The sequence below is a fragment of the Nonomuraea sp. NPDC049646 genome (assembly GCF_044465525.1).
Lineage (GTDB): Bacteria > Actinomycetota > Actinomycetes > Streptosporangiales > Streptosporangiaceae > Nonomuraea.
The window spans coordinates 282,350-303,875 of record NZ_JBITLU010000008.1; the positions used below are offsets into that span (position 1 = coordinate 282,350).

General features: G+C 71.2%; 22 protein-coding genes and 1 pseudogene. 13 read left to right on the forward strand and 10 right to left on the reverse strand.

The window, feature by feature from the left end; all coding sequences use genetic code 11:
* Positions 1 to 98 precede the first annotated feature (98 nt).
* From clpB to dnaK, 5 genes and pseudogenes are all read right to left on the reverse strand, one after another.
* Complete coding sequence (gene clpB / locus ACIBQ8_RS25365; RefSeq protein ID WP_397172840.1) at positions 99 to 2,669, reverse strand: ATP-dependent chaperone ClpB; 2,571 nt, start codon at positions 2,667 to 2,669, stop codon at positions 99 to 101.
* A 30-nt stretch (positions 2,670 to 2,699) separates the two neighbouring features.
* Positions 2,700 to 3,023, reverse strand: a pseudogene (locus ACIBQ8_RS25370) (heat shock protein transcriptional repressor HspR); the annotation flags it as partial.
* 3 nt (positions 3,024 to 3,026) lie between these two features.
* Positions 3,027 to 4,208: a molecular chaperone DnaJ gene (gene dnaJ / locus ACIBQ8_RS25375; RefSeq protein WP_397172842.1), complete on the reverse strand. Its 1,182-nt coding sequence runs from the start codon at positions 4,206 to 4,208 to the stop codon at positions 3,027 to 3,029.
* A gap of 20 nt (positions 4,209 to 4,228) precedes the next feature.
* Positions 4,229 to 4,828 carry a nucleotide exchange factor GrpE gene (gene grpE / locus ACIBQ8_RS25380; protein ID WP_357966251.1) on the reverse strand — a complete coding sequence of 200 codons (600 nt, stop codon included), beginning with the start codon at positions 4,826 to 4,828 and terminating at the stop codon, positions 4,229 to 4,231.
* On the reverse strand, positions 4,828 to 6,699 hold the full coding sequence (gene dnaK / locus ACIBQ8_RS25385) for a molecular chaperone DnaK (protein WP_397172843.1): 1,872 nt from the start codon (positions 6,697 to 6,699) through the stop codon (positions 4,828 to 4,830). Before dnaK ends, grpE begins: the two co-directional genes overlap by 1 nt.
* A gap of 174 nt (positions 6,700 to 6,873) precedes the next feature.
* On the opposite strand from dnaK, the gene ACIBQ8_RS25390 reads away from it, so the two are divergent.
* Together ACIBQ8_RS25390 and ACIBQ8_RS25395 are read left to right on the forward strand one after the other, a co-directional pair.
* The gene (locus ACIBQ8_RS25390; RefSeq protein ID WP_397193118.1) at positions 6,874 to 7,401 is read left to right on the forward strand and encodes an RNA polymerase sigma factor; all 528 of its coding nucleotides are present in this window, start codon (positions 6,874 to 6,876) and stop codon (positions 7,399 to 7,401) included.
* Positions 7,394 to 8,374: a hypothetical protein gene (locus ACIBQ8_RS25395; RefSeq protein ID WP_397193120.1), complete on the forward strand. Its 981-nt coding sequence runs from the start codon at positions 7,394 to 7,396 to the stop codon at positions 8,372 to 8,374. Before ACIBQ8_RS25390 ends, ACIBQ8_RS25395 begins: the two co-directional genes overlap by 8 nt.
* Here ACIBQ8_RS25395 and ACIBQ8_RS25400 read toward each other — a convergent pair.
* Positions 8,371 to 8,814, reverse strand: coding sequence for a hypothetical protein (locus ACIBQ8_RS25400; RefSeq protein WP_397193121.1), 444 nt, complete (start codon positions 8,812 to 8,814; stop codon positions 8,371 to 8,373). The genes ACIBQ8_RS25395 and ACIBQ8_RS25400 overlap by 4 nt on opposite strands.
* An 81-nt stretch (positions 8,815 to 8,895) precedes the next feature.
* Here ACIBQ8_RS25400 and ACIBQ8_RS25405 point away from each other — a divergent pair, with 81 nt between their 5' ends.
* Complete coding sequence (locus ACIBQ8_RS25405) at positions 8,896 to 9,777, forward strand: proline dehydrogenase family protein (RefSeq protein WP_397193122.1); 882 nt, start codon at positions 8,896 to 8,898, stop codon at positions 9,775 to 9,777.
* A gap of 39 nt (positions 9,778 to 9,816) precedes the next feature.
* Positions 9,817 to 10,611, forward strand: coding sequence for a pyrroline-5-carboxylate reductase (proC, locus tag ACIBQ8_RS25410; protein WP_397172852.1), 795 nt, complete (start codon positions 9,817 to 9,819; stop codon positions 10,609 to 10,611).
* Positions 10,612 to 10,681: 70 nt separating this feature from the next.
* Here the strand turns inward: proC and ACIBQ8_RS25415 are convergent, their stop codons facing one another.
* From ACIBQ8_RS25415 to ACIBQ8_RS25430, 4 genes are all read right to left on the reverse strand, one after another.
* A complete protein-coding gene (locus ACIBQ8_RS25415) occupies positions 10,682 to 11,425 on the reverse strand; it encodes an ABC transporter permease (protein WP_397193124.1) in 744 nt (247 codons plus the stop codon).
* Positions 11,422 to 12,312: an ABC transporter ATP-binding protein gene (locus ACIBQ8_RS25420; protein ID WP_397172855.1), complete on the reverse strand. Its 891-nt coding sequence runs from the start codon at positions 12,310 to 12,312 to the stop codon at positions 11,422 to 11,424. Before ACIBQ8_RS25420 ends, ACIBQ8_RS25415 begins: the two co-directional genes overlap by 4 nt.
* Before the next feature lie 81 nt (positions 12,313 to 12,393).
* Complete coding sequence (locus ACIBQ8_RS25425; protein WP_397193125.1) at positions 12,394 to 13,053, reverse strand: response regulator; 660 nt, start codon at positions 13,051 to 13,053, stop codon at positions 12,394 to 12,396.
* On the reverse strand, positions 13,050 to 14,147 hold the full coding sequence (locus ACIBQ8_RS25430; protein ID WP_397193126.1) for a sensor histidine kinase: 1,098 nt from the start codon (positions 14,145 to 14,147) through the stop codon (positions 13,050 to 13,052). The genes ACIBQ8_RS25425 and ACIBQ8_RS25430 overlap by 4 nt, the downstream gene beginning before the upstream one ends.
* A 157-nt stretch (positions 14,148 to 14,304) precedes the next feature.
* Here ACIBQ8_RS25430 and ACIBQ8_RS25435 point away from each other — a divergent pair, with 157 nt between their 5' ends.
* The 9 genes from ACIBQ8_RS25435 (at position 14,305) to ACIBQ8_RS25475 (ending at position 21,520) form a co-directional block, all read left to right on the forward strand.
* Positions 14,305 to 15,468: an acetoin utilization protein AcuC gene (locus tag ACIBQ8_RS25435; RefSeq protein ID WP_397193127.1), complete on the forward strand. Its 1,164-nt coding sequence runs from the start codon at positions 14,305 to 14,307 to the stop codon at positions 15,466 to 15,468.
* Between the two features lie 52 nt (positions 15,469 to 15,520).
* Positions 15,521 to 16,303, forward strand: coding sequence for a phosphatase (locus ACIBQ8_RS25440; RefSeq protein WP_397172862.1), 783 nt, complete (start codon positions 15,521 to 15,523; stop codon positions 16,301 to 16,303).
* Between the two features lie 312 nt (positions 16,304 to 16,615).
* Positions 16,616 to 16,819: a helix-turn-helix domain-containing protein gene (locus tag ACIBQ8_RS25445; protein WP_026214222.1), complete on the forward strand. Its 204-nt coding sequence runs from the start codon at positions 16,616 to 16,618 to the stop codon at positions 16,817 to 16,819.
* Positions 16,820 to 16,994: 175 nt separating this feature from the next.
* A complete protein-coding gene (locus ACIBQ8_RS25450; protein ID WP_018654693.1) occupies positions 16,995 to 17,093 on the forward strand; it encodes a 30S ribosomal protein bS22 in 99 nt (32 codons plus the stop codon).
* 22 nt (positions 17,094 to 17,115) lie between these two features.
* Positions 17,116 to 18,111, forward strand: a complete 996-nt coding sequence (locus ACIBQ8_RS25455; RefSeq protein ID WP_352325265.1) for an NAD-dependent epimerase/dehydratase family protein — start codon at positions 17,116 to 17,118, stop codon at positions 18,109 to 18,111.
* Positions 18,108 to 19,007, forward strand: coding sequence for a lysophospholipid acyltransferase family protein (locus tag ACIBQ8_RS25460; RefSeq protein ID WP_397172863.1), 900 nt, complete (start codon positions 18,108 to 18,110; stop codon positions 19,005 to 19,007). The genes ACIBQ8_RS25455 and ACIBQ8_RS25460 overlap by 4 nt, the downstream gene beginning before the upstream one ends.
* Positions 19,008 to 19,078: 71 nt before the next feature.
* Positions 19,079 to 19,864, forward strand: coding sequence for an SDR family NAD(P)-dependent oxidoreductase (locus ACIBQ8_RS25465; protein WP_397193128.1), 786 nt, complete (start codon positions 19,079 to 19,081; stop codon positions 19,862 to 19,864).
* 58 nt (positions 19,865 to 19,922) lie between these two features.
* Positions 19,923 to 20,504 (forward strand): RNA polymerase sigma factor, encoded by a 582-nt coding sequence (locus ACIBQ8_RS25470; protein ID WP_397172865.1) that lies wholly within the window; start codon positions 19,923 to 19,925, stop codon positions 20,502 to 20,504.
* 2 nt (positions 20,505 to 20,506) lie between these two features.
* On the forward strand, positions 20,507 to 21,520 hold the full coding sequence (locus ACIBQ8_RS25475) for an LCP family protein (protein ID WP_397172867.1): 1,014 nt from the start codon (positions 20,507 to 20,509) through the stop codon (positions 21,518 to 21,520).
* The last annotated feature ends 6 nt before the right edge of the window (positions 21,521 to 21,526 follow it).

A 21,526-nucleotide genomic window follows, 5' to 3' on the forward strand; every position in this document is an offset into this window, starting at 1 on the left:
GTGGCGGGAACCTTACCCCGCGGCGACGGGATATGACCCTGGCATGACATGCCGGAGCCCGGAGATCCGCGGGGATCTCCGGGCTCGCCGGGACCGTCTCAGCCGCGCTGGATGACCAGCTCGTCGTCGCCGAGCTCCACCCTGACCTTGTCGCCGTCGGCGATCTCGCCGGACAGCACGGCCTTGGCCAGCTTGTCGCCGATGGCCGACTGGACCAGGCGGCGCAGCGGGCGGGCGCCGTACATGGGGTCGTAGCCGGTCAGCGAGAGCCATTCGCGGGCGGCCGGGCTGACCTCCAGCGTCAGCCGGCGGTCGGACAGGCGCCGGGCCAGGCGGTCGACCTGGAGGTCGACGATCTGGGCCAGCTCCTCGGAGCCGAGCGCGTCGAAGAGGATGACGTCGTCGAGCCGGTTGAGGAACTCCGGCTTGAACGAGCCGCGCACCGCCCCCATGACGGCCTCGCGCTTGGCGTCGTTCTCCAGCTTCGGATCGACCAGGAACTGCGAGCCGATGTTGGAGGTCAGGATCAGGATCGTGTTGCGGAAGTCGACCGTGCGGCCCTGGCCGTCGGTCAGCCGTCCGTCGTCGAGCACCTGGAGGAGGATGTCGAACACCTCCGGGTGCGCCTTCTCCACCTCGTCCAGCAGCACCACCGTGTACGGCCGCCGCCGGACGGCCTCGGTGAGCTGGCCGCCCTCCTCGTAGCCGACGTAGCCGGGAGGCGCGCCGACGAGCCGGGCCACGCTGTGCTTCTCGGAGTACTCGCTCATGTCGATGCGGGTCATCGCCCGCTCGTCGTCGAACAGGAACTCCGCCAGCGCCTTGGCCAGCTCGGTCTTGCCCACGCCGGTGGGCCCGAGGAACAGGAACGAGCCCGTGGGACGGTCGGGGTCGGCGATGCCGGCCCGGCTGCGGCGTACGGCGTCGGAGACGGCCTGTACGGCCTGCTGCTGGCCGATGAGCCGCCGGCCCAGCTCCTCCTCCATCCGCAGCAGTTTGGCCGTCTCGGCCTCCAGCAGGCGGCCGGCGGGGATGCCCGTCCAGGAGGAGATGACCTCGGCGATGTCGTCGGCGCCGACCTCCTCCTTGACCATGGCGTTGTCCGGCGGCGCGGCGTCGGAGGCGGCCTGGAGGGCCTGCTCCAGCCGGGGCACCTCGGCGTACATGAGCCGGGAGGCGGCCTCGAAGTCGCCGTCGCGCTGGGCCCGCTCGGCCGCGCCCCTGGCCTCGTCGAGCTGCTTCTTCAGCTCGCCGACCTTGTTGAGCCCGGCCTTCTCGTGCTCCCAGCGGCCGACGAGGGCGTTGAGCTCCTCCTGGCGGTCGGCCAGCTCCTGACGCAGGCGTTCGAGCCTCTGGACCGACGCCTCGTCGGTCTCCTTCGTCAGGGCCAGCTCCTCCATCTTCATGCGGTCGACGCTCCGCTGGAGCTGGTCGATCTCCACCGGACGGGAGTCGATCTCCATGCGCAGCCGCGAGGCGGCCTCGTCGACCAGGTCGATGGCCTTGTCGGGGAGGAAGCGGTTGGTGATGTAGCGGTCGGACAGGGCGGCGGCGGCGACCAGCGCGCTGTCGGCGATCTGCACCTGGTGGTGCGCCTCGTAGCGGCCCTTGAGCCCGCGCAGGATCGCGATCGTGTCCTCGACCGTGGGCTCGCCCACGTAGACCTGCTGGAAGCGGCGCTCCAGCGCGGGGTCCTTCTCGATGCGCTCGCGGTATTCGTCGAGCGTGGTGGCGCCGATCATGCGCAGCTCGCCGCGGGCCAGCATGGGCTTGAGCATGTTGCCGGCGTCCATGGCGCCCTCGGCGGCCCCCGCGCCGACGACGGTGTGCAGCTCGTCGATGAACGTCACGATCTGCCCGTTGCTCTCCTTGATCTCGGAGAGGACGGCCTTGAGACGCTCCTCGAACTCGCCGCGGTACTTCGCGCCGGCCACCATCGCGCCCAGGTCGAGCGAGATCAGCCGCTTGTTGCGCAGCGACTCGGGCACGTCGCCGGCCACGATGCGCTGGGCCAGGCCCTCGACGACGGCCGTCTTGCCGACGCCGGGCTCGCCGATCAGCACCGGGTTGTTCTTGGTACGGCGGCTGAGCACCTGGACCACGCGGCGGATCTCCGAATCGCGGCCGATCACCGGGTCGAGGCCGCCGCCGCGGGCCCGCTCGGTCAGGTCGACGCCGTACTTCTCCAGCGCCTGGTAGGTGTCCTCGGGCGTCTCGCTGGTGACGCGGGCGTGGCCGCGTACCTTCTCGAAGGCGTCGAGCAGCGCCTGCGGGGTCGCGCCCTGCGCCTTGAGCAGCTCGGCCATCGCGCCGCCGTCGGCCGCCAGGCCGACGAGCAGGTGCTCGGTGGAGACATAGAGGTCTTCGAGGCGGTTGGCGTGCTGGGCGGCGGTGTTCATGACGGTGAGGAGCTGCCGCGAACTCGACGGCGCGCCCACTGTCGCGCCCTGAGCCTTCGGCAGCGCCGCGAGCTGCTCCTCGACGCGCGCCCGCAGCGTGCGCCAGTCGGCGCCGACCGCTTCGAGCAGCGGCACGGCCGTGCCGCCCGTCTGGGAGAGCAGCGTGGAGAGCAGATGGGCCGGAGAGATCTCCGGGTTGCCCTCGGCGGCGGCGCGCCGCATGGCGCCCGAGAGCGCTTCCTGGCTCTTCTGGGTGAGCTTGTAGTCCATAACCTAGGCCCCCGGTGGCAGCTCGTAGCGGATCAGCGCCCTGACCATCCGCATCTCGGCGCGCAGGCGGTGAACCTCCTCACGCAGCCGCAGAGCTTCGTTCTCGAGCTCGAGTATCCGCTTGATGCCCGCGAGGTTGATGCCCTCCTCCTGGGAGAGCCGCTGGACCTCGCGGAGCTGGATGATGTCTCTTGTGGAGTAGAGGCGGCCGCGCCCGGCGGTGCGGCCCGGGCTGACCAGGCCGAGCCGGTCGTACTGGCGCAGCGTCTGCGGGTGGAGCCCGGAGAGCTGCGCGGCCACCGAAATCACATAAACAGGCGTGTCGTCGGACAGGTCGAAATAGTTGGCGTCCATCGGCTACTCGCTTCTGGCTCGCTGAATGAGATCGGCGCGCGGGTCGTCGCCCGCGGTCGCGGTGTTGAACTCGGTGAGGAGCTCGCGCGACTTGTCGTCGAGCGTCTTCGGCACGAGCACCTCGACGCTGGCGAGCAGGTCACCCTTGGTGCCGTCCTTGCGGGTGACGCCCCTGCCCCGCACGCGGAACGTGCGGCCGTTGGGCGTGCCCGCCGGGACGCGCAGGGTCACCGGCATGCCCTTGAGGATCGGCACCTTGATCTCGGCGCCCAGCGCGGCCTCCGAGAACGTCACGGGAACCGTGATCGTCAGGTTGTCGCCCATCCGGCCGAACACGGGGTGCGGCTTGACGTGCGTCAGGATGTAGAGGTCGCCGGCCGGGCCGCCGTTCTCGCCCGGCGCGCCCTTGCCCTTGAGCTTGACCCGCTGCCCGTCGGCCACGCCGGCGGGGATCCTGGCCTGGATCGTGCGGGTGCTCTTGGCCCGGCCGCTGCCCTCGCACACGGGGCAGGGGTCGTCCACGAGCAGCCCGCGGCCCTTGCAGTCGCGGCAGGGCTCGGAGAAGGCGAAGTTGCCCAGGTTGCGGCTGGCCGCGCCGGTGCCCTCGCAGGTGGGACAGACCCGGGGGGTCGTGCCCGCCTTGGCGCCGGTGCCGCTGCACGCGGTGCAGGCGGCCGAGCTGGTCAGCCTGAGCGACACCGTGGTGCCCTCGACGGCCTCGGTGAACGAGAGCGTGACCTCGGACTCGACGTCCTGGCCGCGGCGCGGTCTGGTGGCGCTGGTCGTGCGGGTGGAGCCCCCCGCCCCACCGCGGTTGAACAGCCCGCCGAACAGGTCGCCGAGCCGCTCACCGGCGCCCCCGCCCTGCTGGCCGGCGGTGCCGCCGAACAGGTCGCCGAAGTCGAACGGGAAACCGCCACCGCCGGGGCGCTGACCGCCCACCCCGGACCCGAACAGCGTGCGCGCCTCGTCGTACTCCTTGCGGCGCTTGCCGTCGGACAGGATGTCGTACGCCTCGGAGACCTCCTTGAACTTGGTCTCCTTGGCGGCGTCGCCCTGGTTGGTGTCCGGGTGGTACTGCCTGGCCAGCTTCCGGTACGCCTTCTTGATCTCGTCGGCGGTGGCGGTCTTGGGCACACCAAGGACGGCGTAGTAGTCCTTTTCCAGGTAGTCCTTGGTGCTCATCTACGGCCCTTCGTCCTTTGTCAGTTTGCTTCGTCGTCATTGGACGCGGGAGGAGCGTCCTCGGGCTCGGCCACCGCCACCCGCGCCGGGCGCAGCACCCGCTCACCCATCCGGTAACCGGGCTGGAGCACCTCGATCGCGGTGGGCTCGGTCACGTCGGGCGAGTAGCTGTGCATCAGCGCCTCGTGGACCGTCGGGTCGAACGGGTCGCCCTTCTGGCCGTAGGCGCTGAGGCCCAGCTTGGTGAGCACCGACTCCAGCGACTCCGCCACCTTCGCGAAGCCACCGGTCAGCTCGCCGTGGTCACGGGCCCGTCCGATGTCGTCGAGCACAGGGAGCAGCTCGGTCAGCGCGCCGGCGACGGCCTGCTCGCGGACCGCGACCCTGTCGCGCTCGACCCTTCTGCGGTAGTTCGTGTACTCCGCCTGGAGGCGCTGGAGGTCGGCGGTCCGCTCGGCGAGCTGGGCCGCCAGCTCACCGTCGTGGGCCGCCGCCGGCGCCTGCTCGGCGGGCGCCTCGGGCTGCTCGCCCGAGGTCTCCCGAACCTCGCCCGTCTCCGGGTCGATCTTGCGCTTGTCGCGGATCACCGGCTCCTCGTGCCCGTTGTCGCGCGCCGGCATCACTGGTCCTTCTTCGGCTGGTCTTCGTCGACGATCTCGGCCTCGACCACGTCGTCGTCGGCCTTGGCGCCCTGACCGGCCGAGGCGTCCTGCGGAGCGCCCTCGGGGCCGGCCTGCTGGCCCTGGCTGGCGGCGTAGATGGCCGAGCCCATCTTCTGGCTGACCGTGGCGAGCTTCTCCGCGGAGGTGCGGATGACGTCGGTGTCGGTGCCCTCAAGAGCCTTCTTCAGCTCCGACAGGGCGTCGTTGACCTCGGTCTTGATGTCGCCGGGGACCTTCTCGTCGTTCTCGCGGAGGAACTTCTCCGTCTGGTAGGCCAGACCGTCCGCGTTGTTGCGGACCTCGGCCTCCTCGCGGCGCTTCTTGTCCTCCTCGGCGTACGACTCGGCCTCGCGCATCATGCGCTCGATGTCGTCCTTCGGCAGCGCGGAGCCGCCGGTGATGGTCATCGTCTGCTCCTTGCCGGTGCCGAGGTCCTTGGCGGAGACGTTGACGATGCCGTTGGCGTCGATGTCGAAGGTGACCTCGATCTGCGGGATGCCGCGCGGCGCCGGGGCGATGCCGGTCAGCTCGAAGGTGGCCAGCTTCTTGTTGTACGAGGCGATCTCGCGCTCGCCCTGGTAGACCTGGATCTGCACCGACGGCTGGTTGTCCTCGGCCGTGGTGAAGACCTCCGAGCGCTTGGTCGGGATCGTCGTGTTGCGCTCGATGATCTTGGTGAAGATGCCGCCCTTGGTCTCGATGCCCAGCGACAGCGGGGTCACGTCGAGCAGGAGGACGTCCTTGACCTCACCCTTGAGCACGCCGGCCTGGAGAGCGGCGCCGATGGCGACGACCTCGTCGGGGTTGACGCCCTTGTTGGGCTCCTTGCCGCCGGTCAGCTCGCGGACGAGCTCGGTGACGGCGGGCATGCGGGTCGAGCCGCCGACGAGCACCACGTGCGCGATGTCGGAGACCTTGATGCCGGCGTCCTTGATGACCTGGTGGAACGGGCCCTTGGTCCGCTCGAGCAGGTCGGCCGTCAGGCGCTGGAACTCGGCCCTGGTCAGCTTCTCGTCGAGGTGCAGCGGGCCCTCGGAGGAGGCGGTGATGTAGGGCAGGTTGATGTTGGTCTCGGCCTGGCTGGACAGCTCGATCTTGGCCTTCTCCGCGGCCTCACGCAGGCGCTGGAGAGCCATCTTGTCCTTGGCGAGGTCGACGCCGTGGGCGTTCTGGAAGCGCTTGACCAGCTCGTCGACGACGCGCTGGTCCCAGTCGTCGCCACCGAGGTGGTTGTCGCCGGAGGTGGCCTTGACCTCGACGAAGCCGTGGCCGTCCTCCTGGCCGACGTCGAGCAGCGAGACGTCGAAGGTGCCGCCGCCGAGGTCGAAGACCAGGATCGTCTGGTCCTGCTCCTTGTCGAGCCCGTAGGCGAGGGCCGCGGCGGTCGGCTCGTTGATGATGCGCAGGACGTTGAGGCCCGCGACCGTGCCGGCCTCCTTGGTGGCCTGGCGCTGGGCGTCGTTGAAGTAGGCCGGGACGGTGACCACCGCGTCGGTGATCTTCTCGCCCAGGTACGCCTCGGCGTCCTGCTTCAGCTTCTGCAGCACGAAGGCGCTGATCTGCTGGGGGGAGAACTTCTTGCCGTCGATCTCCTGGGACCAGTTGGTGCCCATCTCGCGCTTGACCGAGCGGATCGTCCGGTCAACGTTGGTGACGGCCTGCCGCTTGGCGACCTCGCCCACCAGGACCTCGCCGTTCTTCGCGAAGGCGACCACGGACGGCGTGGTCCGCGAGCCCTGCGCGTTGGCGATGACGGTGGGCTCACCGCCCTCGAGGATCGAGACGACGGAGTTGGTCGTCCCAAGGTCGATACCTACCGCACGTGCCATGAGTACGTCCTTGTAGTCAAAGTTGAGTCGGTTGGACTCAAGCTACGGATTCGTGTCGTCTTTGTCAAACGACTTGAGCCTACCCGACTCAACCCCTCTGAGCGTGACACCATTCCCGGCGATCGGGCAACAACCACCGTGATTCCACACAACACGCGTAACGGGGGCGGGCGCTTGGCAGTTCCACCCGATCGCGGGGCGGACCTGTTCGACCTGCACTTCGCCGAGATCCACCGGTGCCTCGCCCGCCGCCTCCCCGAGGACGTGGCCGACGATCTGGCCGCCGAGGTGTTCGTCATCGCCCTGGGCGGCGGGCACGACCCGTCCCTGGGCGAGCCCAGGCCCTGGCTGTACGGGATCGCCACCAACCTCGCCGCCCGCCACCGCCGCAGCGAGGTCAGACGGTGGCGGGCCATCGGCAGGGCGGCCGGCCGCCAGGACGCGGGCCACGAGGAGGACGTCCTCGATCGCGTGGACGCCGCCCGCTTCACCCGGCCGCTCGCCAGCGCCCTGGCCGCGCTCAAGCAGCGCGACCGCGACGTGGTCCTGCTGGTCGCGCTGGGCGGCCTGTCCCACGCCGAGGTCGCCGCCGCCCTGGACATCCCGTACGGAACCGTCGCGTCCCGGCTCAACAGGGCGCGCAGGCAGCTTCGCAAGGCGCTCGGCGCCGCCAACCCGTTCAAGGAGGACCTCGATGGATGAGCTGGACCTGCTCGGCCGCGCGCTGCCCGCCGCCCGGCCGCCGTCCCCCGAGGTCGTGGCGCGCGCCCGCGCCCGCGCCGAGGCCGCCCGCGCGCCGCACCGGCCCCCACACCGGCCCTCGCACCGGCCCCCGCGCCGGTCCCGGGCCTGGACGGTGGCCGGGCTCGCCACGGCGGCGGTCGTGGCGCTGGTCTTCTCGCTGGCCGCCACCCTGCGCCCGGATGCCGCGCCGGTGCTGGCCCCGCCGCGCAACCAGGCGCTGCTCGACCTGGCCGACAGGGTGGCGCGGCTGCCCGTCGCGACCGGCCGGTACTGGCACTACTCCGTGACCGTCACCACGCGCAGGAAGAACGGCCGCATGGAGGTCGGCCGGCGGGAGCAGTGGTTCCCGCGGGACCACTCCGCGGACCCCGTGCTCCGGTGGTCGCGGACGGAGGGGAAGCCGGACTGCCGGTACAGCCGGGACCGGGGCGTCCCCGGAGTCGTCCCGCTCATGGTCGCCACGATGACGCTGAAGGACGTCGCGGCCCTGCCCGCCGGGGAGGAGGAACTGCGGAAGAGGCTGCGCGCGCTGCACGCCCGGAACCGCGAGCTGGGCTCCGGGCGGTCGTTCGAGCAGTTCCTGCCCTACGGCCTCGGCCAGTTGCTGACCCTGCCGCTGCGGCCCGGCCAGCGGGCCGCGGTGCTCCGGCTCTTGGCCGCCCTGCCCACCACCGACGTGCGCGGCGTCGTCCGGGATCCCGAAGGCAGGCCGGGGCTGGAGGTGCGCACCGAGTCGGAGTCGTGGCGCTTCTTCGCCGACCTGGCATCCGACGTGCTGGTCCTCGACCAGAGCAGCGGCGAGCCGCTCGCCACGTCCGCCCGCAAGGCCAGGGCCGCGGGGGACGTGCCGGTCGCCGTCACGTACCTGCCGGGGAACGGCTGGACCGACGCGTACCCGGCCGTCCCCGAGGGCTGCCGGCGGCTCTCCTAGGGCTTCGCGCCGTCCACGAGCTTGCGCTTGCCGAGGGCGTGCTTGAGCTTGACGGTGGTGGTCTTCTCCACGGCCAGCATGATGCAGGAGACGTTCCTGGCCTTGGGGGACGTGCCCTCGTACAGGGTGACGGTGACCTTCTTGGCGGTCTCCTTGACCTTGACCCTGTCCAGCACGGTGCACGGCTCCACCCCCGACCACCAGGTGAGCCTGACCTGCTTGCCGCGTGCGACGGCCGTGGCCTTGGTCCAGCGGACCTTGTGCACGTTGATGGCGTCGCCGGTGGGCCTGACCGGCTCGGGGGCCTTGCTGGGGGCGGTGGTGACCGGCGTCACGACGTGCTCGGCGGGCGTCTGCGTCAGCGGACGGGCGGCCGGCGGCGATGTGGCACAACCCGTCGCGAGCACCAGAGAACCGGCGAGAAGAGTCGCTTTCGTCATTGTGCGCATATCCCTAAGACGAAAAGGGCAGGTCCGCGGTTCAGCGATATACCCGGGAAGTGGGCGGTTAGTGTGGGTCACGTGCTCCGTCAGGCAATGCTCGCCGTCTCCAAGAGCGAACGCGCCGAACGCGTCATCACCACATCGCCGCTGACCAGGGACGTGGTCAAGCGATACGTCGCCGACGACGTCGGCGCGGTCATCCGCGGGCTGTCGCACGAGGGCCTGCTCGTGACCGTCGACCACCTGGGCGAAGAGGTGACCGACCGGAGACAGGCCGAGGCGGCCGTGCGCGAGTACCTGTCGCTGCTCGACCGGCTGCCGCCGGGCGGCGACGCCTCGGTCAAGCTGACCGCGCTCGGGCTCCGGCTGTCGGAGCAGGTCGCGCTCGACAACGCGGCCACCATCTGCGAGGCGGCGGCCGCCCGCGGCATCACGATCACGCTCGACGCCGAGGAGCACGACACGATCGGCGGCCTGCACTTCGTGCACGCCACCCTGCGCAAGGAGCACCCCGACGTCGGGATCGTGGTCCAGGCGTACCTGCCCGACGCGCTCGAACGCTGCGAGAAGCTGGCCGGCGCCCGCGTACGGCTCTGCAAGGGCGCCTACACCGCCCCCGGCGCCTACAGCAGGCCGGCCGACATCGACCGATCGTTCGTGCGCTGCCTCAAGATCCTCATGGCGGGCACCGGCTACCCCATGATCGCCACGCACGACCCCAGGATGATCCAGATCGCCTCCACCCTGGCCGTGCTCGACGGCCGCGACGTCAACGGCTTCGAGTACCAGATGCTGTACGGCGTGCGCCCCGGCGAGCAGCGCCGTCTGGCCGGGCTCGGCGGCCAGGTGCGCGTGTACGTCCCGTACGGCGCCGACTGGTACGCCTACCTCATGCGCCGCCTGGCCGAACGCCCCCGTAACCTGGCGTTCTTCCTCAGGTCGCTGCTGTCGCGGGGCTAGTAGGCTGGGCCGGCGTCCGTTCCCCTTCGAGAGGTCGAGATGATCGCGATTCTGGGCACCGGCAAGATGGGCGAGGCCCTGCTGTCCGGGCTGCTGCGCGCCGGGTTCAAGCCGGGCGACATCATGGCGACCAGCCGCCGTCCGGAGCGGGCGCAGGCGCTGCGCGAGACCTACGGCGTGCGCACGGTCGGCAACGCCGAGGCGGCCAAGTCGGCCGACACCCTGATCCTGGCCGTCAAGCCCCAGGACATGGCGACCCTGCTGGCGGAGATCGCCCCCTACGTCCCGGCCGACCGCCTGGTCATCACGGCGGCGGCCGGCATCACCACCGCCTTCGTGGAGCAGCGGCTCGGCGTCGAGGTGCCGGTGGTCCGGGTCATGTCCAACACGCCGATCAAGTTCGACGAGGCGATGAGCGTGATCTCGGCGGGCGCGCACGCCGGCGAGGAGCACCTCAAGCTCACCGAGGGCCTGCTCAAGCCGGTCGGCAAGGTGCTGCGCATCCCCGAGTCCCAGCAGGACGCCGCGACCGCGCTGTCCGGCAGCGGCCCCGCCTACTTCTTCTACCTGGTCGAGGCCATGGTCGACGCGGGCATCCTGCTCGGCATGCCGCGGGCCGCCGCGCTCGACATGGTCACGCAGTCGATCGTCGGCGCGGCCGTGATGCTGCGCGACTCCGGGGAGCACCCGGTGATCCTGCGGGAGGCCGTCACCTCGCCGGGCGGCACCACCATCGCGGCCATCGCCGAGCTGGAGCGCCACAGCGTGCGCGCCGCCTTCCTGGCCGCCATCGAGGCCGCCCGCGACCGGGGCCGCCAGCTCGCCTCGGGCTGACCGGCGGCGGGGGAGCGCGGTCGCCTCGAAAGCTGACCGGCGGCGGGGGAGCCCGGCCGCAGGGTGCGGCTCAGGCGTCCCGCCGCTGCATGAGCACGGCCCCCGCCACCACCGCGGCGGCCACCCACAGCGCGTAGACGCCGAGCCCGCTCCACGGTCCCAGCGGGTTCCCGGGCTGGTCCAGCACGATCTCCAGGCCGGCGTTGGTGGTGAAGTGGTCGGCGACGGCCTTGCCCCACTCGCCGGGCAGCGCGCTGGTGAGCTGCGGCAGCACCAGCATCAGCGCGATGGCCGAGACGATCGCGCCCGGCGTGTGCCGGATCAGCGTGCCGAGCCCCAGCCCGAACAGGCCGCAGGCGGTGAGGTAGAGCCCGGCCCCGAACACCGACTGCGCCACGGTCCCCGGGTCGACCGAGCCCGGCCGGAGGATCGCCAGGCCGACGGCCACCGCGGCGGCCGCCGCGACCGTGGAGACGACCAGCGCCGTCACGGTGAACACCACGATCTTGCCGGTGAGCAGCCTCATCCGCCTCGGCACGGCCAGCAGCGACGTGCGGATGCCGCCGGTCCGGTACTCGCTGGAGATCACCAGCACGCCCAGCGTGGCCATGGACAGCGAGGCGAACATCAGACCGGTCAGGCTCGTCATGACGGCCTGGTCGCCGGTGATGGGCTGCCCGCCGGCCGTGGCCCTGGACGCCACCGACAGCAGCCCGCCCAGGCCGATCATGAGCAGGGCGGTGACGGCGAGCGTCCACACCGTCGAACGCACCGAACGGATCTTGGTCCATTCGGACCTCAGGATGTCGGTCATGACGAGTACTCCACACTGTCCTTGGTGAGCTCCATGTACGCCGCTTCGAGCGAGGGCTGCACGAATGTCAGCTCCTCCAGGGGGATCCCGGCCCGAGCGGTCAGGGTGCCGATCTCCAGCGTGCTCATCGCGGTGACGCGCAGGTGGTCGGGGTACAGGTCGCCCACCTTGACCAGCTCGGCGACCTCGGCCAGGCGCGGCGAGCGCACCCGTACGTAGCCCTGCGAGCTGCGCCCGATGAACTCCTGCACGCTCGTGTCGGCGATCAGCCGGCCCCGGCCGATCACGATCAGGTGGTCGGCCGTCTGGGCCATCTCGCTCATGAGGTGGCTGGAGACGAACACCGTCCGCCCTTCGGCGGCCAGCTTGCGCATGAACGTGCGGATCCACAGGATGCCCTCGGGGTCGAGCCCGTTGACCGGCTCGTCGAAGAGCAGGATCTCGGGGTCGCCGAGCAGCGCGGCCGCGATGCCCAGGCGCTGCGACATGCCGAGCGAGAAGCCGCCGATCCGCCGCCGCGCCACCTCGCGCAGGCCGACGGCCTCCAGCACCTCGGTCACCCGGCCCGCCGGGATGCCGTTGCTCTGGGCGATGGCCAGCAGGTGGTTGCGGGCGCTGCGGCCGCCGTGCACGGCCTTGGCGTCCAGCAGCGCGCCCACCTTGCGCAGCGGGTGCCGGTGCTCCTGGTACGGCCGTCCGTCCACCAGCACGGACCCGCTCGACGGCCGGTCGAGGCCGAGGATCATCCGCATGGTCGTGGACTTGCCGGCGCCGTTGGGCCCGAGGAACCCGGTCACCTGGCCGGGCTCGACGTCGAACGACAGGTCCGCGACGGCGTGGGTGGCGCCGTAGCGTTTGCTCAGGTTGGTTGCGCGAATCGCCGTCATGCCACCAAGCGTGCCGCCGGGGCCCGCCGTTCTCTTCGGCCGTGAGGACGTTCTTGCCGGTGACGGCCTGGGAGCCTGGTCCTAGTCTCCAGGTTTGATCAGCGCCGCCTCGTACGCGACGATCACGGCCTGCGCCCGGTCCCTGACCCCGATCTTGGCGAACAGGCTGGTCACGTGGTTCTTGACGGTCGAGGGGGAGACGGCGAGCTGCCCGGCGATCTCGGTGTTCGACCGGCCTCTGGCGATCAGTACGAGGATCTCCCGCTCGCGCTCGGTCAGCGCGTCCAGCACGGGCGGCGCGGGCGCGGCCGGCGGCCTCGACGCCCGGACGAACGTGCCGATCAGCCGGGTCAGCAGCCGCGGCGCGACCGCCGACTCGCCCCGGTGCACCACGCGGACGCCCTCGATCAGCTCCTCGGGGGAGACGTCCTTGGGCAGGAAGCCGTCGGCGCCCGCCCGCAGCGCCGCGACCACGTTCTCGTCCAGGTCGAACGTGCTCAGCGCGAGCACCCGCACGCCCGGCAGCTCCGAGGTGATCAGCTCGGTCGCCCGCACGCCGTCGAGCCCCGGCATGTGCAGGTCCATCAGCACCACGTCGGGACGCAGCCGCCGGCTCAGCTCGACGGCCAGCTCGCCGTCGCCGGCCTCGCCCACCACGGACAGGTCGGGCTGCGCGTCGAGCATCAGCCGGAACCCCTTGCGGACCAGCTCGTGGTCGTCGACCAGCAGCACCGTGATCATGTTGCCTCCAGGGGGATGCGGGCGTGCACCCGGAATCCTCCCCCGGGGCGCGGGCCGGTCGTGAGCCGGCCGCCGCACAACGCGACCCGCTCGGCCATGCCGCCCAGCCCGAACCCCGGCGTGCCGCCCTGCTGCGGCACGCCGTCGTCGAGCACCTCGACCTCCACCGCCTCGGCCCCGTAGGCCAGGCGCACGCTGGCCCTGGCGCCGGACGCGTGCTTGCGGGTGTTGGTCAGGGCCTCCTGCACGATCCGGTAGACGGCGTGGTCCACGGCCGTGGGCAGCGTCACCGGCTCGCCCGTGACGGTCAGGCTGGCGGGCAGCCCGGCGCTCCTGGCCTCGCCGATGAGCGCGGGCAGCCGGTCGGCCCCCACGCCGGTCGCGGCGTCCGGGCCGTCGTTGCCGTCGGCCCGCAGCACGTGCAGCAGCCGGCGCATCTCCGACATCGCCTGGCGGGCGGTCTCCTGGGCGCTCTCCAGCGCCTCCCGGGTGACCTCCTGCTCGGGCGCGAGCGTCGCCCGCGCGCCGCCGACCAGGGCGTTGATCACCGTGATGTGGTGCGCGACGACGTCGTGCAGCTCCCTCGCGATGCGCCGACGCTCGGCCTGCACGGCGGCGTCGGCGGCCGCCCGCCTGCCCCGCTCGTGCAGCTCGGCCCTGGTCTTGACCAGCGCGCCGATGCCGGCCGGGATCGCGACGACGAAGGCGCCGGCCAGGAACTGCCCGATGCCCGGTCCCTTGATCTCCATCACCGTGCCGTAGGCGGCCATCCCCACGGCCGTCATGACCAGCGACGGGCGGCCGGAGGAGTGGCGCGCCAGGCTGTAGAAGGCGATCGCCTCCGGGACGGTGGCCGAGGTCACCAGTCCGGCCGCGATGCCGATCACGTCGAACGCCGTGACGGCCCCGGCCACCAGCACCGGCCTGCTCCGGCGGACGAGCAGCAGCACGCTGGTCAGCAGGAAGTGCGCCGACCCCAGCGCCCCGTCGACCCCCGTCTGGACGGACGACAGGATCAGCCCGAGGCCCGCGAACAGGGCGAGCACGACCACGATCGTGGTGTCGAAAACCCGGGGACGTCGGAAGAAATTCAAGATTCTCAGGAAAGGTCGCGCCCAGCGCACCATAAAACACTAAGTCACGAAATTTCTGATGCGACCCAGGCCGTCCCCGACGATCACCCGGGCTACAACCGGAACAGGGCGCTGCGGTAACGTCGGCGCAAGGTGAGGGACGCGCGGAGGGCGGGGCATGAGCCGAACGGCACGAGTCATCTGGGACGACGCTCTCACCTCCTACAACTTCGGCCCGAGCCACCCGCTGGCGCCCATCAGGGTCGAGCTGACGATCGCGCTCGCCCGCTCGCTCGGCGTCCTCGACAAGGTCGAGATGGCCGGCTGCGCGCCCGCCGGCGACGACGAGCTGGCGCTGGTGCACGACCGCGGCTACATCGAGGCGGTCAAGGGCGTCTCCGTGGCCGGCGTGCCCGACCTGCGGGCGGGGCTCGGCACCACCGACAATCCTGCCTTCAAGGGCGTGCACGAGGCGTCCGCGCTGATCGCGGGGGCGTCCCTGGCGGCGGCGCGCGCGGTCTGGGAGGGCCGGGCCGAGCACGCGGTCAACGTCGCGGGCGGGCTCCACCACGCCATGCCGGCCGCGGCCAGCGGCTTCTGCGTCTACAACGACCCGGCCCTGGCCATCGCCTGGCTGCTGGAGCAGGGGGCCACGCGGGTGGCCTACGTCGACGTCGACGTGCACCACGGCGACGGCGTGCAGGCCGTCTTCTACGACGACCCCCGGGTGCTGACGATCAGCCTGCACGAGAGCCCGCGCACGCTGTTCCCGGGCACCGGCTTCCCGCACGAGACCGGCGCGGATGGCACGGCCGTCAACGTGGCGCTCCCGGCCGGCTGCGGCGACTCCGGCTGGCTGCGCGCCTTCCACGCGGTCGTGCCGCCGCTGCTGCGCGAGTTCGGCCCGCAGATCCTGGTCACCCAGCACGGCTGCGACAGCCACGCGCTCGACCCCCTCGCCAACCTCATGCTCAGCATCGACGGCCAGCGCGCCGCCTACGCCGCCCTGCACGACCTGGCGCACGAGACGGCGGGCGGCCGGTGGATCGCGGTGGGCGGCGGCGGTTACGAGCTGGTCCAGGTCGTGCCGCGCATCTGGACGCACCTCATAGCCGAGGCGGCCGGCCATCCCGTCGATCCGGCCACGCCCACCCCCGAAGCCTGGCGCCAGTACGTCAGGGAGCGCACCGGCGAGACGCCCCCGCTGACCATGACCGACGGGCGCAATCCGGAATTTCGCGACATCTCCGGCGGTTATGACCCAGCGGACCCCATCGACCGTGCGGTCATGGCGACCCGGCAGGCGGTGTTCCCCCTGCACGGCCTCGACCCGATGCCCTGACGACTGCCCTCACGACGCCTGACGTCCTCGATGCCCCTGATGAGGAAGACCTGTGCTGAGCCGCGACGAACTCCGCCGACACCTGATCCACAGCCGCATCGCCGGTGACGTCGCGACGTCGCGCGAGAACAACCTCGACCACTACAGCTCGCTGGCCAACCGCGACCCGTACTACATGCTCGGCCTGACGTTCGAGCAGCCGTGGACCTTCCGGGACGTCCTCGACCTGATGGCCAAGTCGGCCGGCGTGGTCGCCGACCCGGGCCACCGCCGGGGCCAGGACACCATCGACGCCGACCTGACGATCGACGCGATCGACGCCATGGCGGCGCGCATCGCGTCGGTGCTGTCGCGGCCGTCCCCGCGGGTGCTGTTCGCCACCGGCCACCCGACCGGGCTGCTCGCCGTCCACCTGCCGCTGGCCAGGTTCGCCGTCGAGCGCGGCGCGACCCTGCTCACCCCGGCCGAGGGCTGGACGTACGCCGGCTCCGGCTTCGGCCGCCCGCGCCGCATCCGCTACCTCCAGGACGTCGCCATGCTCGACGACCGCGGCGGCTTCGTGCACACCCACGACTCGGCCCCGATGCGGCACATGCTCGACGAGCTCGAAGGCGAGCTGCCCGACCTGGTGATCGCCGACCACGGCTGGGCGGGGGCGGCGGGCGAGGCGGGCGTGCCGACGGTGGCCTTCGCCGACAGCAACGACCCCGGCCTGTTCCTCGGCGAGGCCGAGGGAAAGATCGACGTCGTCGTGCCACTCGACGACAATGTGCTACCCCGCTATTACACTCCGCTGACCGAGCGGTTGGTCACTCTGGTCTCACGAGCCCTTTGAGTCGAAAACGGCCCTCCGCATACCGTCTTTTCGCGCCTGCATTCCAAGGGGCTCGCTGTCCCTTTGCCAACTTTTGACGGGGCTTGGGCGACTCTTATGTGTGGCAACTTGGACAGTTCCAAGGTCCAGGCGAGGTGCTCGGCCTGGCTGCTAACCAGCGACTTTACTGGTCCGGCTGACAGGTGGCTCCGCGGACTGAGAAAATAGGGGGTTTGCGCACCCGGAGTCCCGACTTACGCTGACGGCAGTACACGTGCGTGAGCAATGGCACCAGTGGGGATAACCCGGAAACACGTGCGGAAGAGGCGTCCGATGGGTGCAGGCGAAAGACCTCTCAGCGAGGTGAAGTTCCTGACCGTGGCTGAAGTCGCGACGGTCATGAGGGTGTCCAAGATGACGGTGTACCGGCTCGTCCACTCAGGGGAGCTGCCGGCCATCCGAGTTGGCCGGTCCTTCAGAGTGCCCGAGCAGGCGGTCCACGACTATCTGCGGGAGGCCTACATCGAGGCAGGTTGAAGTAGCGGCGCGCCCGAACGCGCCGTGAATTCGGTCGCGGGAGAGGCCCGGCCTGCGCACCACGAGGCCGGGCTCTCACCCCCCAAGGGGCGATCTACCTCGGATCGCCGGTAGTCTGTGACCCGGTGTGCGCTCGCACATCGATTCAGACTTGCTATCAGTACCTGGGGGTCCCGTGGGCTCTGTGATCAAGAAGCGCCGCAAGCGGATGGCCAAGAAGAAGCACCGCAAGCTGCTCAAGAAGACGCGCATCCAGCGGCGTAACAAGAAGTAACCGACGCAGCTGCGAGGCGCTGATGACCCACACCGTGCTTGTCACCGGGGTCTCGCGCCACATAGGCGCCCGGGTGGCGAGCGTCCTCGCGGCAGACCCGGAGATCAGCCGCGTCATCGGAGTGGACACCGTGCCGCCCCCCTCGCTGACGCGGGACGGCGGCATCACTCTGGGCCGGACGGAGTTCGTCCGGGTCGATCTGCGCAGCCCCGACATCGCTGAGGTGATCGCGGCCGCGGACATCGACACCGTTGTGCACATGAGCCTGGTCAGCGCCCCGTCCAAGGGCGACGGCAGGGCTGCCATGAAGGAGCACAACGTCATAGGCACCATGCAACTGCTCGGTGCCTGCCAGCGGTCGTCGACCGTGCGGCGCGTGGTGGTGCGCTCCACCACCGCCGTCTACGGCTCGTCCCCACGCGATCCGGCGGTGTTCACCGAGGACCTGGAACCGCATGTCGGTCCGGTCCACGGCTACGCCAAGGACGCGGCGGAGGTCGAGGGCTACGTGCGCGGTTTCGCGCGCCGCCGCCCCGACGTGACGGTGTCGCTGCTGCGCTTCGCCAACTTCATGGGGCCGGGCGTCGACTCGCCGCTCACCCGTTACTTCACCCAGCCCGTCCTGCCGACGGTGTTCGGCTTCGATCCGCGGTTGCAGTTCGTCCATGAGGACGACGCGGTCGAGGTGCTGCGCAGGATGGCGAACGAAGACCACCCCGGCACGTTCAACGTGGCCGGGGCAGGCGTGTTGCTGCTGTCGCAGTGCGCGCGCCGGGCCGGGCGGGCGTCGCTGCCGCTGTTCGCGCCCGTCTTCCGCACGCTCGGCAACACCGTGCGCAGGCTCGGCCTCGTCGAGTACTCGCCCGAGCAGCTGCGGCTGATGAGCTACGGCCGGGCGGTCGACACCGCCAGGCTGGAGGCCGAGCTGGGCTGGCGGCCCAAGTACACCACCGCGGCGGCCTTCGACGACTTCGTGCGTTCGCGGGGTATGCATCCGTTCGGAGGTGTGCGTCCGTGAGCGTGCCGCACGAGCAGGAGGGCCGGGTGATCCCGATCAGCGCCGCGCCGTCCTTCGAGGAGCCCGATCCGCTGGCCCGGCTGCTGGCGTTCGTCCGCCGGCGCATCACCGGCGAGTACGAGGTCGACGAGTTCGGCTACGACCCCGAGCTGACCGACAAGGTGCTCCTTGAGCTGATCAGGCCGCTCTACCACCGCTGGTTCAGGGTCGAGACGGCCGAGCTGAAGAACGTGCCCGCCGAGGGCGGCGCGCTGGTGGTGGCCAACCACTCCGGCACGCTGCCGATCGACGCGCTCATGATGCAGGTCGCCCTGCACGACGAGGCGGGCCGGGCCGTCCGCCTGCTCGGGGCCGACCTGGTCTACCAGCTCCCGCTGCTCGGCCACCTGTCCCGCAAGACCGGCCACACGCTGGCCTGCCCCGAGGACGCCGACCGGCTGCTGCGCAAGGGCGAGCTGGTCGGCGTGTTCCCCGAGGGCTTCAAGGGCGTCGGCAAGCCGTTCTCCGAGCGCTACAGGCTCCAGCGGTTCGGCCGGGGCGGGTTCGTGGCCTCGGCGATCCGCGCGGGCGTGCCGATCGTGCCCACGGCCATCGTGGGGGCCGAGGAGATCTATCCGAAGATCGGCGACCTGAAGTTCCTGGCCCGCATCCTCGGCGTCCCCTATCTGCCGATCACGCCGTTCTTCCCGCTGCTCGGGCCGCTCGGGCTGGTGCCGCTGCCGTCCAAGTGGATGATCGAGTTCGGCGAGCCGATCCGCACCGACGAGTACGAGCCCGCCGCGGCCGACGACCCGATGCTGGTGTTCAACCTGACCGACCACGTGCGCGAGGTCATCCAGCAGATGCTCAACGAGTTGCGGCTGCGCAGGGGGCCGGCCTTCCCGCCGTTCCTGTGAAGGGTGCAACCGGTCGCGCCGGGCCGGTGTTCTGCGGGTGTAGTCACTGACACCCGAGAGGAACCTCTTCGATGGATCTCCAGCTTTCCGGCCGCGTGGCCGTGGTCACCGGCGCGTCCAAGGGCATCGGCCTGGCCGTCGCGCGCACCCTGACGGAGGAGGGCGCGCACGTCGTGGCGGCCTCGCGGACCGCGCCCGACGCCAAGGTGACGCACGTCGCGGTGGACCTGATGGACCCGCAGGCGCCCGCCCGGGTGATCGCCCGAGCCGTCGAGGAGTTCGGCGGGGTGGACATCCTGGTCAACAACGCCGGCGGCCCGCCCCCCGGCGTGACGCTGCCCCGGGTCGGGTTCATGGCGCCGGGCGACGACGACTGGCAGGCCATGTTCGAGTTCAACCTGTTCGCGGCCGTACGGATGATCCGCGCGGCCGTGCCCCTCATGGTGGAGCGCGGCGGCGGCTCCATCGTGAACATCTCCTCCGGCTCGGCCCGCCAGCCCGGTGCCATGAACGTGGACTACGGCGCGGCCAAGGCCGCCATGAACCACGTGAGCAAGGCCGTCTCGGAGGAGTACGGCCCGCAGGGCGTCCGGGTGAACACGATCTCGCCCGGCCCGGTGCTGACCGACTGGTGGACCAAGGACGGCGGCGCCGCCGACGTCATCGCCGGGATGGCAGGCGCCTCGAAGGAGGACGTCATCGCCCAGGTCGCCCCCGGCATGATGAAGCTGGCCACCGGACGCCTGGTGAGCCCGCAGGAGATCGCCGACATGGTCGCCCTGCTGGTCTCGCCGCGCTCGGGCAGCACGACCGGCGCCGACATCGCCGTGGACGGCGGGTTCCTCAAGGAGATCTGAACCCTCCCGGCGGGTTGTGGCAAGACATCCGTGACCGATTCTCCACAGAAGGGCGGAGATGATCACGCAACCCGCCACCAGGGGGGCGGACTCGGAGCTCGTGAGCGCCTCCCTGACCGAGCCGGAGGCGTTCGCCGCGCTGTTCGACCGCTACTCCGCCATGCTCTACCGGTACGTCTCCAAACGCCTCGGCCCTGAGCCCGCCGAGGACCTCGTCGGCGAGACGTTCCTCGTCGCCTTCTCCCGCCGCAAGAGCTACGACCTGTCCTGCCCCGACGCCAGGCCGTGGCTCTTCGGCATCCTCACCAAGCTCATCTCCCGCCACCACCGCAAGGAGGCGGCGCGTTACCGGGCGTTCCTGCGGACCCCGCCCGACCAGGACGTGGAGTCGCCCGCCGACCGCGTCGCCGCGGGGGTCACGGCGCAGGCCAGCCGTCCCCGCCTGGCGGGCGCGCTGGCCGCGCTGCCCGCCAAGGACCGGGACGTCCTGCTGCTGATCGCCTGGGGCGACCTCACCTACGAAGAGGTCGCCCGGGCGCTCGGCATCCCGATCGGAACCGTGCGCTCCCGCCTCAACAGGGGCAGGCGGAAGGTACGGGCCGCGCTCGGCGACACCAACCCCATGCTGGAGGAGGAGTGACCATGGACGATCTGCGGATGCTCCGCGACCTCGGCGGGGAACTGGAGCACGAGCCGCCCCCGACGCTCGCCCGCCAGCGCGACCGCCTGCTGCGGGAGCGCCCGCGCCGCAGATGGACCGCCTACTGGACGGCCGGCCTGGTCGCCGTGGGCACGGCCGCGGCCGTCGCGGTGCCGACCATGCTGGTCAACGGCAACACCGTGGCCGGTCCGTCGACGGGCGCCCGGCCGGTCGACATGACCGGCGCCCGCAACATCCTGGTGATCGGCTCCGACACGCGCGGCGGACCGGGCAACGCCAAGTACGGCCCCGCCCTGGCCAGGACGCCCGACAAGGGCGGCAGGCGCTCCGACACCATCCTGCTCGTGCACGTGCCCGCCGACCGCGGCCAGGCCGTCGGGATCAGCGTGCCGCGCGACTCGATCGTGCAGATCCCGTCGTGCGGGTCGGACCCGGCGCGCAAGGACATGATCAACTCGGCGTACGACAGCGGGGGAGCGGGCTGCCTGAGGAAGACGCTGGAGAAGCTGACCGGCGTACGGGTGGACCACACCGTCGAGGTCGACTTCGCCGGCTTCAAGGGCATGGTGGACGCGCTCGGCGGCGTGCAGATCACGCTCAGATCCCCCGTGGACGACAAGGCGTCGAAGCTGAGACTGCCCGCGGGCAAGGTCATGCTCGACGGCGAGAGCGCCCTCGGCTACGCCCGCCTGCGCCGCTACGGCGACGGCTCGGACGTCCAGCGGATCAAGCGGCAGCAGATTTTGCTGCTGGCGATGCTGAAGAAGGCGAGGAGCACGGTCGCCGACCCGGCCCGGCTGCGCGGCTTCCTCGGCGAAGTGCGCAAGTCGGTCAGGACGGACCTGAGCCTGGAGGCCATGGTCGAGCTGGCCAAGAGCATGCCCGCCACGCAGGTGGCGTTCGCCACCGTGCCCTGGAAACCGGCCCAGGACGACCCCAACCGGGTCGAGTGGCAGCAGCCGGACGCCCAGAAGCTGTTCGACCGCCTGCGATGACCGGCG

Bases quoted from the DNA above. Each gene is read 5' to 3' on its own strand.
- clpB (WP_397172840.1), bottom strand. From the start codon at position 2,669: ATGGACTACAAGCTCACCCAGAAGAGCCAGGAAGCGCTCTCGGGCGCC.
- dnaJ (WP_397172842.1), bottom strand. From the start codon at position 4,208: ATGAGCACCAAGGACTACCTGGAAAAGGACTACTACGCCGTCCTTGGT.
- grpE (WP_357966251.1), bottom strand. From the start codon at position 4,828: ATGCCGGCGCGCGACAACGGGCACGAGGAGCCGGTGATCCGCGACAAG.
- dnaK (WP_397172843.1), bottom strand. From the start codon at position 6,699: ATGGCACGTGCGGTAGGTATCGACCTTGGGACGACCAACTCCGTCGTC.
- ACIBQ8_RS25395 (WP_397193120.1), top strand. From the start codon at position 7,394: ATGGATGAGCTGGACCTGCTCGGCCGCGCGCTGCCCGCCGCCCGGCCG.
- ACIBQ8_RS25400 (WP_397193121.1), bottom strand. From the start codon at position 8,814: ATGACGAAAGCGACTCTTCTCGCCGGTTCTCTGGTGCTCGCGACGGGT.
- proC (WP_397172852.1), top strand. From the start codon at position 9,817: ATGATCGCGATTCTGGGCACCGGCAAGATGGGCGAGGCCCTGCTGTCC.
- ACIBQ8_RS25415 (WP_397193124.1), bottom strand. From the start codon at position 11,425: ATGACCGACATCCTGAGGTCCGAATGGACCAAGATCCGTTCGGTGCGT.
- ACIBQ8_RS25420 (WP_397172855.1), bottom strand. From the start codon at position 12,312: ATGACGGCGATTCGCGCAACCAACCTGAGCAAACGCTACGGCGCCACC.
- ACIBQ8_RS25425 (WP_397193125.1), bottom strand. From the start codon at position 13,053: ATGATCACGGTGCTGCTGGTCGACGACCACGAGCTGGTCCGCAAGGGG.
- ACIBQ8_RS25435 (WP_397193127.1), top strand. From the start codon at position 14,305: ATGAGCCGAACGGCACGAGTCATCTGGGACGACGCTCTCACCTCCTAC.
- ACIBQ8_RS25445 (WP_026214222.1), top strand. From the start codon at position 16,616: ATGGGTGCAGGCGAAAGACCTCTCAGCGAGGTGAAGTTCCTGACCGTG.
- ACIBQ8_RS25455 (WP_352325265.1), top strand. From the start codon at position 17,116: ATGACCCACACCGTGCTTGTCACCGGGGTCTCGCGCCACATAGGCGCC.
- ACIBQ8_RS25465 (WP_397193128.1), top strand. From the start codon at position 19,079: ATGGATCTCCAGCTTTCCGGCCGCGTGGCCGTGGTCACCGGCGCGTCC.
- ACIBQ8_RS25470 (WP_397172865.1), top strand. From the start codon at position 19,923: ATGATCACGCAACCCGCCACCAGGGGGGCGGACTCGGAGCTCGTGAGC.
- ACIBQ8_RS25475 (WP_397172867.1), top strand. From the start codon at position 20,507: ATGGACGATCTGCGGATGCTCCGCGACCTCGGCGGGGAACTGGAGCAC.